The following is a 15,605-nucleotide window of genomic DNA, read 5'->3' as shown; positions in this document are numbered from 1 at the left end:
GAATTAATTTTTTAATTCCTGCTTATTTTTTAAATTTTTCCAACATTTCTTTAAGCCGTTCCTTGGCTTTCGTTATGATCGAGCCAGATAACGTTTTATTGGAAAATTTACGTATACGATTCTTCACTCATATGGAAGCAACGCCATTTCGAATCTTCTTTGCGGACAAGACGAATTTGACGATCTACATAGGTTTTGATATCTTCATGATCATGCGTAATCATCAAAATAGCTTTTCCATGTTCATGCGCACTGTGTTGCAACAATTGATAAAATTCGTTTCGCGATTGTTCATCCATACCTGTTGTTGGCTCATCTAAAATAAACAAATCTGGATCGGTCGCAAACACTCGTGCTAAACTAATTCGTTGCTTTTGCCCTCCAGAAAGCTCGCCAATTCGTTTGTGGCGCATTTCCCACATGTCCACTGATTTCAAAGCTTTTTCCACATGAAGATGATCTTTTTTCGTCAACGGTTTGAACCAACGATTTCTGGGAAAGCGACCTGAACGTACTAATTCAATGACGGTGCTAGGAAAGCCCGCATTGAAAGAAGCGACTTGTTGTGGAATGTAGCCAATGCTGATTTTTTCACCAGCACTATTTTTTTTAGCGACCGTAATTTTGCCACTTGTTGGTTTTAATAACCCTAAGGTACTTTTGATCAGCGTTGACTTGGCAGCGCCATTTTCTCCTGTTAAAATAACGAATTCCCCTGGATCAACATAATAAGAAACATCTTCTAAAACAGGTTCATCATCATAATAGAAGGTTAAATTTTCGACTTCAATATAATGCATAAGTTGGCTCCTTTCTGTTGCCAGATTAATGAATGCTTTTTTGTAAAGCAGCGAGGTTTTCTTTCATGACAGACACGTAGTTCTCGCCTGCTTCTTGTTCTTTTTGAGTTAAACTCTCTAAAGGATTCAATACAGCTAATTCGACGCCTGTCTCATCTGCCAATGTTTTGGCTACTTTTGTAGAAGCCGATGCTTCAAAATAGATCACAGAAACATTGTTTGTTTTAATATATTTTTTTAATTCGGCTAAACGACTTGGCGAAGGTTCTTGGTCTGGAGAAATCCCAGCAATCGGTTCTTGGATCAAACCATATTGTTTTGCCAAATAGCCAAATGCAGCATGTTGCGTCACAAAGGTCCGATTTTTAGCGCCTGCAAATGCAGCTTGGTATTCCTTATCTAACGCAGTCAATTTTTCCAAATAAGCAGCGGTATTTTTTTCAAATACGGCTTTTTTCTCAGGATATTTTTTGATAAGCGCATCCCGAATCGCTGTCACTTCTTTTTGCGCTAACACGGGATCTAACCAGACATGCGGATCCAGTTCGTGGGAATGGTTATGGCCTTCATGACCTTCTTCGCCAGATTCTTCCTCTTCTGTTCCTTGCATCAATTGAATGGATTGACTGGCTTCCACGATTGAAACTTTTTTCGTGTCCAAGTTTTCAATAACATTCGGAACCCAAGTTTCTAGCTCTTTACTATTATAAACAAAGACATCCGCATCAGTAATTTTCGCTAAGTCTTTTGCGCTTGGTTCATAATCGTGTGGTTCCGTTCCAGCTGGAATCAACAGCTCAACCTCTCCCTCATCACCAACGACTTGTTTTGCGAAATCGTACATCGGATAAAAAGTAGTCATTACCGTGAGCTCTTTCTTCTCTTTTGGCGATTGTGTGGTTTGCCCACAGCTAGCTAAAAGAAAAGCACTGATTGCTAAAGTAACGCCGATTATCAAACGGCGGTAGATTTTCGTCATGTTCTGTCCTCTTTTCGATTTACCTATTATAAACCGTAATATTTACGATTTGCCAGGAATAATGTACCAAATGGATCACGGGACGTCAAGGAATAAATTTAAAAAAACAACAGAGCGTGGGACAAAAATCACTTTGGGTTTTTGCTCCACGCTCTGTTGTTTTTATTTATTTCAATGTCCGAACCAAATAAACTTCTTCACAAAAGCCTTTAAGTCCATTATAAATCCGTTGTGCTCGTGTTTTCTTTTCACATAAAGCAAAGACTGTCGGTCCACTGCCGCTCATCAACGCTGCATCAGCGCCGTACTTCAGCATGCGATCCTTGATTTGTTGCACGATCGGATGTCTGGCAATCGTGACACTTTCCAACGCATTGCCGACCGTTTGGGTCATCCCAGTATAATCACCATTTTCAATAGCTATTCTTAGTCCAGCAATATCTGGATGGTGCAATTCATCTACCGCTAAATCATTAAAAACGGTACTAGTGGATACACTAATTCTTGGTTTAACTAACACAATCCAACATTGAGGCATGGTCGGTAATGCTTCAATTTTCTCCCCACGTCCGTTTGCAAAGGCTGTTCCGCCCCTTAAACAATAAGGAACATCCATACCAATTTGGCTGCCAATTTCACAGAGTTCGTCCATCGTCAACCCCAGATTCCACAGCTTGTTCAAGCCTCGTAATGCTGCGGCACAGTCACTGCTACCACCTGCTAAACCAGCTGCCACGGGGATACGTTTTTCAATATATATTTTAATTCCTTTATGAATATTATAGGTACGCTTTAATAAGTCAACTGCTTGATAGACATGATTCCGTCGATCCACGGGTAAAAAAGAGCTGTCCGTTTCAATACGAATGATGTCTTCTTCTAGATTTTCAAAAGTTAAATGATCGGCTAAATCTACACTTGCAAAAATAGATTCAACTTCATGATAGCCATCCACACGTTTATGCAGAACATCTAACCCAAGATTAATTTTCGCAGGAGCTCGTTCGATTATTTCCATCGGTTCCCTGATTCACCTTCCTTAATCTTTTGTCTACCAACATTTTAATCTTTTAGATTCTATCATATGTCCATGAAGAAGTACACCGAAGATTGCTCTTTCTCTGACGACAGATGGCTGAAATTAAAAAGAGCTTAGGAACGAAGGGCTCTTCCTTCACTCCTAAGCGGACTTTCTAAATTATACGGCTTGACCGATGAATTCGATTTCAACGGTGCGTGTTAAAACATCTGAATAGCTGTAAGATACACGTTCAAATGAGTTCTCGTCTGGATCCAAGTCAACAACAAAAACAGATGGATAAGTCTCCGTTAAGATTCCTTTACGTTCTGTTTGGCGCTTTCTTCCAGTCTGAGCAACTAACATAATTTCACTGCCGATACGGCCTTCCAAATCTTTCTTAATTGACGATAACGTTGTTGGCATTGCATTCACCTCGAGAAACATTATATCACTTTTTTTAAAAAATTTCAAGTTTATCATACTAGAAGTCTGTTTGCAACTACTTTTGCTCGACAAACCGGCTGTTTTGTCGGATTTTTATTCATTTTCTAATGTATATTTCATTTTTGCTTTGGCACGATCATAGGCACTTCGGACAGCTGAAAAAGTTCCCCCACGTACTTTAGCGATTTCTTCTAACGTGTAGCCTTTTAAGTATGCGTTTAAAATTTGTTGTTCCAACGAGGAAAGACGTGTCGGAAAAGCTGCCAATTTTTCTTGAATCATTAATTGACCTAATGGGTCGGTAGCCGCTGTCCCTAAATAGTCCACTAACTCTTCACCAGCGCTTTCTAATCGTTGTTCCAGAGAAATAGACAAGGTATCTGTTCGCCGCTTATAGGCGCATTGATGGCGAATTAAGCTATGTACGTGATTTTCAAAATTTCGTTTAAAAAACTTTCCTAATGATGCTTGTTTTTCTGAATCAAATCGTTCTAACGTCCGAAAGAAGACAATTCGTCCTTCTTGAAGCCAGTCTTCAGTATCATAATCTTTTAAATAGTATTTTTTCATGCACTTATAAATCACTGGCTGATATTGCCCATATAAGGCTTGAAATTGTTCTTGGTCTCCTGCTAATGCTTGTTGAATCTGTTCTAACATAAAAAGCCCTCCTTTTCGATAAACGTATCGAATGATTTAGGAGAGCATAGCATGTTAGAAATTTATGACTTAAGCGAACATTTGTTTAATCTTTTTTTTGAGACAATTCTTCTAGCTTCTCAGAAAGTTTTGATAACTGCTCCACGTTCCATGGAGAATTTCGACGAAATTGCTGGAAATGGATATCCGTTGCATGAATGGCAATCGTCTTTTCTGTTTTCTGGACAGCTTTGTAAAGTTCATTGGCCGAAGTCCGCAATGCACCTTGTGAAAAGACCACCCATTGTTCAGCCAAATCACTCGTTGCGACTGTTACTTGCGTTAAACGATCATTTTTTTCACCAGCTAGACGTTCAATATAACTATCTGCTGTTTCATCTTCTTTGGTGAAAACCACGGTCAAAAGGTACTTTTTGTACGTTTGCTGAATACCTGGGACTAATTGGGCATCAAAGACCACAATGATTTCCAACCCTTCATATTTGGCATAATTGGACAGACGACTAAGAAGCAGTTCACGCGCATCCTCTAAACGCTCTTGCTTTTTCAACTGGACCAATTCTGGCCAAGCACCAATCATATTATAGCCATCAACGATTAACAATTGTTTTTTCATACAATCGCCTTCTTCTATAATGGGTTGCGGCCACGATAGACTTCATACATTAGCAAGCCTGCAGCCACACCAGCGTTTAAGCTTTGAACTTGTCCAGTCATTGGAATCGTTAATAATTCATCCACTTCTTTATGAAGACCTTGACTCATGCCACGACCTTCATTTCCGATGATTAAGGCAATTGCGCCTTGTGTATTCCAGCGACGATAATCCGTCCCAGACATATCTGTACCAAAAATCCAAAATTGATTCTCTTTTAGCGTTGCAATACTTTGCGCTAGATTCGTTACACGAGCCACTGGAATATGTTCCACGGCCCCTGTTGATGCTTTGGTTACGGTTGGTGTAATTCCCACTGCACGATGTTTCGGAATGATAATACCGTCCACGCCTGTCGCATCAGCAGTTCGCAAAATTGAGCCAAAGTTATGTGGGTCCTCTAGACTGTCTAAAATTAGGAAAAATGGTGTTTCTGTCTTTTCTTTTGTTTGTTCCAATAATTCTTCTAAAGTTAAATATTGATACGCCGTGATTGCTAAAACCATGCCTTGATGCACGCCGTGATCACTCATCGTATCTAATTTTGCTTTAGGCACCCATTTAACTGGAACAGCCTGTTCTTTCGCTGCTTGTTTTAATTGCTCAATTTTCTCGCCACGAGCATCTTCTTGTAAAAACAATTTATTCCCGCGTCCTTGCTGCAACGCCTCAACAGTGGCATGGAAACCAAAGACAAAGTTATCTGCTAGCTCTTCTGAGGTTCCATCAGCACCTGCTGTCGCTGGTCGTGGGTTCCGTTCTTTTGAACGCTTATCTGAACGTTCTGGACGTTTCTTACCTTTTTTAAAAGGACGAGATTTTTCATTTTTCATTGGTTTCACCTACTTTCTTGATACACCAGTTAATTAATTCTTCTAAACGTTCTTTTTGTTGTGTTAAATGTAAATAACCCATCAAGGATTCGAAACCGGTCGCTACCCGATAGGTCGTCACATCAGCATTTTTGGCAAAGGTGTGACTTTTAGCATTCCGACCGCGTTTGTACATCACTTCTTCTTCCTCCGTTAGCATTTCTCCCGCTAACATCGCTTGCATTAAGCTTGCTTGGGCTTTTGCTGACACGTAATGTGTCGCCATGCGATGCAAAACATTCGGTTTCGTTTGTCCCAAGGAAACTAAATAATCACGAATGTAAATTTCATAAATCGCATCGCCAACATAGGCCAAAGCTAAACCGTTTAATTGTTTGTAATCTCTCATTCACTTCTTCTCCATCTCGTCCCTTGCGGAGTATCTTCTAAAACAATGCCTTGTTCTTTTAATAAATCGCGGATTTCATCACTTCGGGCAAAATCACGGTCTTTCCGTGCTTGGTTCCGTTCTTCAATTAACGCATCGACTTGTGCATCCACTAATTCTTCGTTTTTAAAGAATAAACCAAAAATAGCTAACCAGCCACTGAAAAGCTTATCCATCGCCACTAGAACTGGTTCCGAAACTGTCGCTTGTTCACTATACTGATTCATCATCTTCGCTAATTCATAAACGACCGTAATCCCGTTAGCTGCATTGAAATCATCGTCCATTTCCATAATAAAACGTTGTTCTAATTCGTTTAATTGAGCCAAATAGTGTTCATCCTCTGGCAAACTTGCGACCGCATCTGCTTGTCTAAAACGTAAATTTTCAAACGCATTTTTCAATTTTTGATAATTGGCTGCTGCCTCTTTTAGAGTGCTTTCGCTATAACGAATCGGGCGACGGTACTGGGTGGTGGACATAAAGAAACGTAAAATTTGCGGATCCACTTTTTGAATCATTTCATGAACAGTAATGAAGTTGCCTAGGGATTTACTCATTTTTTCATCGTCTTCACCAATTGTGACATAGCCGTTATGCATCCAGTAATTGGCAAAGGTATGGCCTGTTTTGGCTTCGCTCTGTGCAATTTCATTCTCATGATGTGGAAATTCTAAATCTTGTCCACCACCATGAATATCAATCGTCTCTCCCAAGTGTTTTGTCGCCATGACAGAGCATTCAATATGCCAGCCGGGACGTCCTTTCCCCCAAGGAGAATCCCAAGAAATTTCATCTTCTTTGGCACTTTTCCAAAGAGCAAAATCCAATGGGTCTTCTTTTAATTGTTGTTCAACGCCAGTTCGTTGACTTGCCCCCACTTCTAATTCATCAATCGATTGATGGCTTAATTTACCATAATTAGGGAATTTACGGGTGCGATAATACACATCACCTGCGACCTCATAAGCAAAACCTTTTTCAATTAAAACTTCGATGAAAGCTAAGATATCAGGCATGTGGTCCATCACCCGAGGATGTAACGTTGCTGGTTGGACATTCAATGCTTGCGTGTCTTCTTCAAAGGCTTTGATAAAACGCTCCGCCACTTCCGGCGCAGTAATTTTCAATTCTTTAGCTGCCTTGATAATTTTATCATCGACATCTGTAAAGTTCGAGACATAATTCACTTCATACCCACGATATTCAAAATAACGACGAATCGTATCAAAGGCGATCGCACTGCGCGCATTACCGATATGGATATAGTTATACACGGTTGGTCCGCAGACGTACATCCGAACTTTATGCGCCTCAATTGGCGTAAATACTTCTTTTTCTCTGGTCAATGTATTATAAATTTTAATCATGCCCTTTTTCCACCTTTCTTCCATTTAGACGAACGACTTTCGCAGGCACACCCACAGCTGTAGCATCTGCTGGGATGTCTGAAATAACAACAGCACCCGCCCCAATTTTTGAACGTTCACCAATCACAACTGGCCCTAAAATTTGAGCTCGTGCCGAAATCATCGCTCCTTTTTTCACTGTTGGATGGCGTTTACCCGTATCACGACCGGTCCCACCTAACGTCACTCCGTGAAACAAAACAACATCTTCTTCTATTTCCGCGGTTTCCCCAATCACAATGCCCATGCCGTGATCGATAAAAACCCCCGCACCAATTGTGGCTCCTGGATGAATTTCTACGCCCGTTATGAAACGCCAAAATTGTGCATGAATCTTCGCCAACAAAAACAACTGATGCCTATATAAGAAATGAGACAAGCGATGCCAAAACAGGGCGTGCAAGCCAGGATACGTTAAAAGAACTTCTAGTGTAGTCCGCGCTGCAGGATCGTTTCTTTTAACAGCTGCGACGCTACGTTTCAACCAACTCATAGGGTGAACTCCTTTCTATTATACAAAAATAAAAAACGTCTTTTAAGCAACAAAAAAACGTTGCTTAAAAGACGCCCATGCGTGGTTCCACTTTTCTTCACAAGAACTAGCTCTTGCCTCGATACAGTTAACGCCTGCCGACGTCTTCGGTTACTTTTTTCACCGAAGCCACTCATAGATGCATTTCGACAAAAGATGCTCGCTGTTCTCACCACCCACAGCGTCTCTGAAATCCATCTGATTGTCTACTTCTTCTATTCTTTGTGTTTTTATAACACTTTATTTAAATGATCTAATGCTTTTTCTTTGCCTAATAACTCGATGGTTTCGCCTAATTCAGGACCATGCATTTGTCCAGAAACAGCAATTCGAATTGGCATAAACAAGTTTTTGCCTTTAACGCCGGTTTCTTTTTGGACGGCTTTAATCGCTGCTTTAATACTTGGCACATCGAAAACGTCCAAGGCTTCTAATTGTTCTTTAAACGCCTGTAACACAGTTGGCACTGTTTCTCCTTGCAAGAATTCTTTTGCAGCATCATCTAAAACTGGATGTTCATTAAAGAACAAGTTTGATAGTTCCACAATTTCAGCTGCATAACTCATTTGTGGTTGATACAAGCTAACTAATTGTTTTAACCATTCGATTTTTTCAGGAGATGGATTTTCTTCAACACGACCGTCAGCGACTAAATAAGGAATACACATATCTGTTAGTTCACTTAAGTCCATTTGTTTCATGTATTGATTGTTAATCCATTCTAATTTTTTCGCATCAAAGGCCGCTGGTGACTTGCTTAAGCGTTGTTCATCAAACAATTTAATCAAGTCTTCTTGTGAGAAGATTTCTTCTTCGCCAACAGGAGACCATCCTAGTAAAGCAATAAAGTTGAACATGGCTTCTGGTAAGTAACCTAATTCACGGTATTGTTCAATAAATTGTAAAATTGTTTCATCACGTTTGCTCAATTTTTTGCCAGTTTCTGAATTAATGATTAAGGTCATATGGCCAAAGACAGGTGGTGTCCATTCAAACGCTTCGTAAATCATTAATTGTTTTGGTGTGTTCGCAATGTGATCATCGCCACGTAAAACGTGAGAAATTTTCATTAAGTGATCATCTACTGCAACGGCAAAGTTATACGTTGGCATCCCATCGCGTTTTTGGATGACAAAATCGCCACCAATGTTATCTGACTCAAAAGTAATTTCACCTTTCACGATGTCATCAAATTTGTATTCTGTATTACGTGGCACACGGAAGCGAATCACTGGTTCTAGACCAGCCGCTTCTTTGGCTGCTTGTTCAGAAGGTGTTAAATTCGCACAAGTGCCTGCGTAGTGAGGCATTTCCCCACGAGCTTGTTGTGCTTCACGTTCTGCTTCTAATTCTTCTGGCGTACAATAACACTTATACGCACGATTGCTACTTAATAATTGATCAATCAATGGTTGGTAAATTTCTTTACGTTCTGATTGACGATATGGACCATATTCTCCCGGATGAGCAGGTGATTCATCCCATTCCATCCCTAACCATGCTAAGTTTTCCAACTGACTTTTCTCGCCGTCTTCGATGTTCCGTTTTTGGTCGGTATCCTCGATACGAATGATAAATTCTCCGTCATTGTGGCGGGCAAATAAGTAGTTAAATAATGCTGTTCTTGCATTCCCAATGTGCAAGTGTCCAGTTGGACTTGGTGCATAACGCACACGAACTTTCGTCATGTTCATTCCTCTTTCCATTTTTAAAAACAGACGGTTTAACGTCGTTTTCAGTTATTTTTCCAATAAAGCAACGGCAATTGCGCCGATTCCTTCTTTTTTACCAACAAAGCCCATCGTTTCCATGGTCGTTGCCTTAATGTTCACTTGTGTGACCGCTAAGTGGCAACTCGCGGCTAGATTCTTTTTCATCTCTGCCAAGTATGGGCTCATCTTTGGCTCTTCCGCTAAAATTGTACAATCAATATTGCCAATAGTAAAGCCCGACCGCCCAACTTTTTCATTTACTTTTTTTAATAAGTTTACAGAATTCGCATTTTTGAACTGCGGATCGGTTTCGGGAAACAGTTGTCCAATATCACCCAGACCAGCGGCACCAAGGATTGCATCAATAATTGCATGTGTTAAAACATCGGCATCTGAGTGACCTAACAGACCTTTTTCATAAGGAAGAGTAACCCCACCAATAATTAAAGGTCGTTGCGGAACTAATTGATGAACATCAAAACCTTGACCGATTCGAATCATACTAAGTCCTCACTTTGCTTAATTTTTATCGTTTTTAGGATGGTTATCCTTGCGATCATTAATCCCGCGACCCGCGTGCGCCGGTTTGGCAAAAATCATACGCCCAGCTGCGGTTTGTAAAGCACTTGTAACAACCACTTCGATTTGCTCATTCATGTAATGCTGGCCATCTTCTACCACAACCATTGTGCCATCATCTAAGTAAGCGACCCCTTGTTGACGCTCTGTTCCGGCTTTTACAACCATCACATTCATCGTTTCACCTGGAATCACCACTGGTTTCACAGCATTAGCTAAAGCATTAATGTTTAAAACAGGCACATTTTGAAATTCAGAGACTTTATTTAAGTTGTAGTCATTGGTCACAACCACGCCATCTAATAATTTTGCTAATTTGATTAATTTACTGTCTACTTCAGAGATATCCTCGAAATCTCCGTCATACATCTCAACGGAGATACCTTCTTCTTTTTGTAAAGCATTTAAAATATCTAAGCCACGACGACCTCTCACCCGTTTTAAACTGTCTCCAGAATCAGCAATGTATTGTAATTCATATAAAACAAAGTTAGGGATGAGCAAAACACCTTCTAAAAAGCCTGTTTTCGCGATATCGTAGATTCTGCCATCAATGATGACACTGGTGTCTAAAATTTTGTATTTATGGAAGTTGTCTTCCACTTTACGTTCCAACATTTGTCCTTCGGTGTCTTCCGTATTTGCTTTCTTTTGGCGAGGTGTAAAAACTTTTTTCCACTCCTCAATCCGTGTTGTTCCCATTCGGAAACCTAAGTAACCCAGAATAATCATAACTAGAATTGGTAGTAAACTATTCACGACAGGAATTTGTAAGTTGTACATTGGAATGGAAATAATGACACCAATTGTTAAACCAATGATGGCACCAATACTTCCAAATAATAAATAGGTTAAACTCATTTCATTTAAAGCTGCTTCGATTTTTTTGACAGCGGAAACAATATACTTTGCTAACCCTAAAGATAAAATAAAGAAAATAATTGCACCGATTAATCCGTTCGTAAAGTTATTGTTTAACCAACTGTTATTGCCTTGCTTAGCCATTTCCCAAGCCATTGGGAAAAGAGAAATTCCTAAACTTGCACCAGCAATGATCATCAGCAACGTGATGATTCGTTTTTGCATATAGCCATCCTCCTCGTTTATTTAATAAAGACGTCTAGTGTTGTGGGGCGTACAAAAATCATACGCCACCAACAACCTAAACGGATTATTTCTACTTTTTTCATTATTTAAAAACTTTTCTTAACGTTTCACCAATTGTTGAAACGCCAATAATTTCAATCCCTTCAGGCGCTTCCCAGCCACCAAGGTTATTTTTAGGGACATAGACTTTTGTAAAGCCTAGTTTTTGCGCTTCACGCACTCGTTGTTCAATACTATTCACGCGGCGAATTTCACCAGTTAAACCAATCTCACCAATGAAACATTCCGAAGATGAGGTTCCTTTTTCTTTATAGCTAGAAGCAATACTGATTGCTAACGCTAAATCAATAGCTGGTTCATTAATTTTGACTCCACCAGCCGCTTTTAGATACGCATCCTGGTTTTGTAACAAAAGGCCTGCCCGTTTTTCTAAAACCGCCATGATTAAAGAAACGCGATTAAAGTCCAACCCGGTGGTCGTTCGCTTGGCATTGCCAAACATCGTTGGGGTAACTAACGCTTGGATTTCCACCAAAATGGGGCGTGAACCTTCCATTGCTACCACAATTGAAGATCCGGTGGCTCCTTCTAAACGTTCTTCTAAAAAGACCTGAGAAGGATTCATAACTTCAACCAATCCATGTGTCTGCATTTCAAAAATACCAATCTCATTCGTTGAGCCAAACCGATTTTTGACAGCCCGTAAGATTCTAAAGGTGTGATGCTTATCTCCTTCAAAATAAAGAACCGTGTCTACCATATGTTCCAACATCCGTGGCCCTGCGATAGACCCTTCCTTCGTTACGTGTCCGACAATAAAAATGGCAATCCCATTCGTTTTTGCCAGTTTCAATAATTCGGCAGTTGTTTCTCGGACTTGACTGACACTACCAGCAACGCTGGTAACATCTGGCTGCGTCATTGTTTGAATCGAGTCAATAATGACATAGTCTGGTTCTAATTTTTCAATGGCTCGTGATATTTCGTGCATATCTGTTTCTGCGTATAAGTAAAATGTCTCGTTGACGGTGCCTAAACGCTCCGCTCGTAATTTAATTTGCTCAGCACTTTCTTCACCAGAAACATATAAAACCGTGCCACCTGTGGCTGCTAATTGTTGCGATACTTGTAAGAGCAATGTTGACTTACCTATTCCGGGATCGCCACCGATTAAAACTAATGAACCTGGAACAACGCCACCACCTAAAACCCGATTCAGCTCCACTAATTCAGTTTTTACACGAGGCTCTTTTTTAGGTACGACTTCAGATAACCGTTGTGGTTGTGTCTTTTTACCAGTCAAACTTACTCTAGCACGACGATCAGAAGTATCTTGAATAACCTCTTCCACCATCGAATTCCATTGTCCGCAATTAGGACAGCGGCCGAGATATTTTGGAGACACATACCCACAGCTTTGACATTCAAATTGAACTTTTGCTTTTTTTGCCATGTAGAATCTCCTTATCTGTTGTTTATTTTAACATTTATTAAATGGTTTGAATAACGTTGCCTACTGAAAAAATGGGCTTTATTTTTGTCCAGACGAACCAAAACCGCCCGTTCTTTCTGCATCGACTTGGTCATCATCCGCTAATAAAAACGGCTTAAAAATCCCTTGGCCAATTCGTTCACCTTTTTCAATGACAACATCTTCATATCCAAAGTTTAAAAATTGGAACATGATATGTCCTTCGTTATTCTCGTTATTATAATAATCACTGTCAATGACTCCGACACCATTCGCTAAAAGTAGGAACCGTTTTAGCGGGTTCGAAGAACGACTTACCAATTCTAAATATTCAGAATCAGGCATATACGCCTTAATTCCTGTTTTAACTAAAATTGGTTTGGGATTTTCTCCAGCTTGTTGTAACTTCCAAAGACTTGGTACAACGACCGTTTCGGCTGCTTGAAAATCATACCCCGCGGCACCTTTTGTTGCTCGTTGTGGGACACTCAAGCCCTCTTCTTGATACTTAGAAATAATCTCAAAACCACGTTGTTTCATATTCATTCTCCCCTACTGTCTAAACTACTCCTATTTTACCATAATCTCTGATACTCTGGTTGTTTTTAGTAAGTTTCTCATTTCTAAAAGCCCAGTTAATCTAGACTACGCAAAAAAGAGGAGAATTTTTGTTTATTTTCCTTCTTTTAGTCTATCATCTTCTCTTAAAATAAACAGACCAAATCCCAAAAAGTCCCAAGATTCCCTCAAAAAGTTCACACTTTCATTAAACTTTCTTTACTATTCATTATTTAGCACTTTCTAGTAGCCGCTGATTTTGTTATAATGAGTGTCAAATTTTACTGTAAAAAGAAACGAGGCACTTATGAGAAACAAACTCCAACAGGCCAAACGAATTGTGATCAAAGTCGGAACCAGTTCTCTGATTTATCCCAATGGCAATATTAACTTAAAAGCAATTGATCAATTAGCCTTTACTTTGAGTGATTTAAGCAACCAAGGCAAAGAAATTATTTTAGTTTCTTCTGGCGCAATTGGTGTCGGACTGAATAAATTAAATCTATCTGTGCGTCCAACGACAATTCCAGAACAACAGGCAGTCGCTGCAGTCGGACAAGCAGAATTAATGAACATTTATAATCAGCGGTTTTCAACCTATAGCCAACAAATGGCACAAGTTTTATTAACACGTGATGTTATTGAATATCCTGAAAGTCGCAATAATGTTACCAATACTTTTGAACAACTGTTAAAAATGAATATTATTCCTATCGTCAATGAAAATGATACTGTCGCAATTGAAGAATTGGATCACTTAACCAAGTTCGGGGATAACGATCAATTATCTGCCATTGTCTGCCAAATTGTTCAAGCTGACTTGTTAGTTATGTTATCAGATATTGATGGTTTCTTTTCAGATAACCCTACTGTCAACAAAGAAGCCACGTTATTCTCTGAAATCAATGAAATTAATGAAGACTTGTTCCAATTAGCCGGTGGTAAGGGGAGCCGCTTTGGCACTGGTGGGATGTCTAGTAAATTAAAAGCCGCTGAACGTGTGTTAGCTAATCAACAGGCGATGATTTTAGCAAACGGAAAGCAGCCAAAAATCATCTTTGAAATTTTAGAAGGAAAAGATATCGGTACGTTATTTATTAAAGGAGGGCATGAAAGTGACTGATTTAAAGCAACTAGGGCAACAAGCTAAAGAAGCCTCTTATACGCTAGGCTTGATGGATACTCGTCAAAAAAATACTTTGTTAAACAAAATGGCCGCAGCCATTGAAGCCAATGCGCCCCGCATTTTACAAGCAAACGCATTAGATTTAGAGCAAGCCGCTACCCACGGAATTTCTGAAACAATGCAAGACCGCTTACGTTTAACAGAAGAACGGATCACAGCGATGGCCGAGGGCATACGTCAAGTCGCTACTCTACCCGATCCAATTGGGGAAGTAGATAAAATGTGGCGCAATGAAGCGGGGCTGTTAATTGGGCAACAACGCGTGCCTTTAGGTGTTATTGGAATCATTTATGAATCGCGGCCAAACGTGACAACAGATGCCGCTAGCCTTTGTTTCAAATCAGGAAATGCTGTTATTCTTCGAGGCGGAAAAGAAGCGTTTCACTCCAATCAGATATTGGTGACAATTTTACAAGAAGCGCTAATCCAAGAAGCCGTTTCTCCCCATCTCATTCAATTTGTTGATGATACTTCTAGAGAAACAGCCCAACAACTTATGCGCTTAAATGACTACTTGGATGTCCTCATTCCACGTGGCGGCGCCAACTTAATCAAAACTGTTTTGACGACGGCCACTGTTCCTGTTATTGAAACAGGAACAGGCAATTGTCATATTTACGTGGACAAAGACGCCCAGTTAACAATGGCAACTGAAATTATTGTCAATGCCAAATGTCAACGTCCTTCTGTCTGTAACGCCGCCGAAACGTTATTAATTCATCAAGAGGTGGCTGAAGCCTTTTTACCAACAATTGAAAAAGCCTTGAAGGAGTTTCACGTGGAACTTCGGGCAGATGAATGTGCGTTAGCAATTTTTGAAGAAGCCATGCCAGCGACTGAACAAGATTGGGAAACGGAATTTCTCGACTTTATCTTAGCAGTGAAAGTCGTTGATTCTTTGGACGAAGCCATCCAGCATATTAATCGCTACAATACAAAACATTCTGAAAGTATTATTAGTGATAATTACTTTGCCACACAACAATTTTTACAACAAGTGGATGCAGCCGCTGTTTATGCGAATGCTTCAACTCGTTTCACGGACGGTTTTGAATTTGGATTTGGCGCCGAAATCGGCATTAGTACGCAAAAATTACATGCCCGTGGACCTATGGGCTTAGCAGAGCTTACTTCGACAAAATATGTTATTTATGGAAATGGGCAAGCACGTTCTTAGAAAGAAAAACCCTTGATTTAAAAATCAAGGGTTTTTCTTTCTCCTCTCCAATGTG

General features: G+C 40.0%; 17 protein-coding genes and 1 other annotated feature. Of the genes, 2 read left to right on the top strand and 15 right to left on the bottom strand.

Annotated features, from left to right (window positions below):
* Window positions 1-107: 107 nt before the first annotated feature.
* The 15 genes from IGJ41_RS00245 to IGJ41_RS00175 all read right to left on the bottom strand — a co-directional run bounded on the left by IGJ41_RS00245 (window position 108) and on the right by IGJ41_RS00175 (window position 13,175).
* Complete coding sequence (locus IGJ41_RS00245) at window positions 108-800, bottom strand: metal ABC transporter ATP-binding protein (RefSeq protein WP_002356064.1); 693 nt, start codon at window positions 798-800, stop codon at window positions 108-110.
* Window positions 801-825: 25 nt separating this feature from the next.
* Window positions 826-1,779: a metal ABC transporter substrate-binding protein gene (locus IGJ41_RS00240; RefSeq protein WP_002408158.1), complete on the bottom strand. Its 954-nt coding sequence runs from the start codon at window positions 1,777-1,779 to the stop codon at window positions 826-828.
* A gap of 166 nt (window positions 1,780-1,945) precedes the next feature.
* Window positions 1,946-2,797, bottom strand: a complete 852-nt coding sequence (gene ispE / locus IGJ41_RS00235) for a 4-(cytidine 5'-diphospho)-2-C-methyl-D-erythritol kinase (protein ID WP_002356061.1) — start codon at window positions 2,795-2,797, stop codon at window positions 1,946-1,948.
* Between the two features lie 180 nt (window positions 2,798-2,977).
* Window positions 2,978-3,280, bottom strand: a complete 303-nt coding sequence (locus tag IGJ41_RS00230) for a Veg family protein (protein ID WP_002383497.1) — start codon at window positions 3,278-3,280, stop codon at window positions 2,978-2,980.
* A 57-nt stretch (window positions 3,281-3,337) separates the two neighbouring features.
* Entirely contained in the window at window positions 3,338-3,904 is a 567-nt protein-coding gene (locus IGJ41_RS00225; RefSeq protein ID WP_002356059.1) for a sigma-70 family RNA polymerase sigma factor, read from the bottom strand.
* Window positions 3,905-3,989: 85 nt separating this feature from the next.
* On the bottom strand, window positions 3,990-4,520 hold the full coding sequence (locus tag IGJ41_RS00220; protein ID WP_002356058.1) for an NYN domain-containing protein: 531 nt from the start codon (window positions 4,518-4,520) through the stop codon (window positions 3,990-3,992).
* A 14-nt stretch (window positions 4,521-4,534) separates the two neighbouring features.
* On the bottom strand, window positions 4,535-5,392 hold the full coding sequence (rlmB, locus tag IGJ41_RS00215; protein WP_153853737.1) for a 23S rRNA (guanosine(2251)-2'-O)-methyltransferase RlmB: 858 nt from the start codon (window positions 5,390-5,392) through the stop codon (window positions 4,535-4,537).
* Window positions 5,382-5,780 carry a Mini-ribonuclease 3 gene (locus IGJ41_RS00210; RefSeq protein ID WP_002356056.1) on the bottom strand — a complete coding sequence of 133 codons (399 nt, stop codon included), beginning with the start codon at window positions 5,778-5,780 and terminating at the stop codon, window positions 5,382-5,384. Before IGJ41_RS00210 ends, rlmB begins: the two co-directional genes overlap by 11 nt.
* Window positions 5,777-7,189, bottom strand: a complete 1,413-nt coding sequence (cysS, locus tag IGJ41_RS00205) for a cysteine--tRNA ligase (protein ID WP_438713622.1) — start codon at window positions 7,187-7,189, stop codon at window positions 5,777-5,779. Before cysS ends, IGJ41_RS00210 begins: the two co-directional genes overlap by 4 nt.
* Entirely contained in the window at window positions 7,182-7,721 is a 540-nt protein-coding gene (epsC, locus tag IGJ41_RS00200; protein ID WP_002356054.1) for a serine O-acetyltransferase EpsC, read from the bottom strand. The genes cysS and epsC overlap by 8 nt, the downstream gene beginning before the upstream one ends.
* Before the next feature lie 64 nt (window positions 7,722-7,785).
* Window positions 7,786-7,992 (bottom strand) — a binding site (T-box leader).
* Window positions 7,991-9,448, bottom strand: a complete 1,458-nt coding sequence (gltX, locus tag IGJ41_RS00195) for a glutamate--tRNA ligase (protein ID WP_010707928.1) — start codon at window positions 9,446-9,448, stop codon at window positions 7,991-7,993. (Overlaps the previous feature by 2 nt.)
* A 51-nt stretch (window positions 9,449-9,499) precedes the next feature.
* Entirely contained in the window at window positions 9,500-9,973 is a 474-nt protein-coding gene (gene ispF / locus IGJ41_RS00190) for a 2-C-methyl-D-erythritol 2,4-cyclodiphosphate synthase (protein WP_002367570.1), read from the bottom strand.
* An 18-nt stretch (window positions 9,974-9,991) separates the two neighbouring features.
* On the bottom strand, window positions 9,992-11,137 hold the full coding sequence (locus IGJ41_RS00185) for a PIN/TRAM domain-containing protein (protein ID WP_002368622.1): 1,146 nt from the start codon (window positions 11,135-11,137) through the stop codon (window positions 9,992-9,994).
* A 103-nt stretch (window positions 11,138-11,240) separates the two neighbouring features.
* A complete protein-coding gene (gene radA, locus IGJ41_RS00180) occupies window positions 11,241-12,611 on the bottom strand; it encodes a DNA repair protein RadA (protein ID WP_002356050.1) in 1,371 nt (456 codons plus the stop codon).
* A gap of 78 nt (window positions 12,612-12,689) precedes the next feature.
* Window positions 12,690-13,175 (bottom strand): dUTP diphosphatase, encoded by a 486-nt coding sequence (locus tag IGJ41_RS00175; protein WP_002367569.1) that lies wholly within the window; start codon window positions 13,173-13,175, stop codon window positions 12,690-12,692.
* Window positions 13,176-13,494: 319 nt separating this feature from the next.
* Here IGJ41_RS00175 and proB point away from each other — a divergent pair, with 319 nt between their 5' ends.
* Entirely contained in the window at window positions 13,495-14,310 is an 816-nt protein-coding gene (gene proB, locus IGJ41_RS00170; RefSeq protein WP_002389550.1) for a glutamate 5-kinase, read from the top strand.
* Window positions 14,297-15,550: a glutamate-5-semialdehyde dehydrogenase gene (locus tag IGJ41_RS00165; protein ID WP_438713619.1), complete on the top strand. Its 1,254-nt coding sequence runs from the start codon at window positions 14,297-14,299 to the stop codon at window positions 15,548-15,550. The genes proB and IGJ41_RS00165 overlap by 14 nt, the downstream gene beginning before the upstream one ends.
* Window positions 15,551-15,605 lie beyond the last annotated feature (55 nt).

Origin of the sequence: Enterococcus sp. DIV1537a (genome assembly GCF_051712085.1) — a bacterium.
In the GTDB taxonomy this organism is placed as follows: Bacteria; Bacillota; Bacilli; order Lactobacillales; family Enterococcaceae; genus Enterococcus; species Enterococcus faecalis.
The sequence above is the reverse complement of the archived record's forward strand: the minus strand, read 5'-3'. Positions and strand labels throughout refer to the sequence as shown.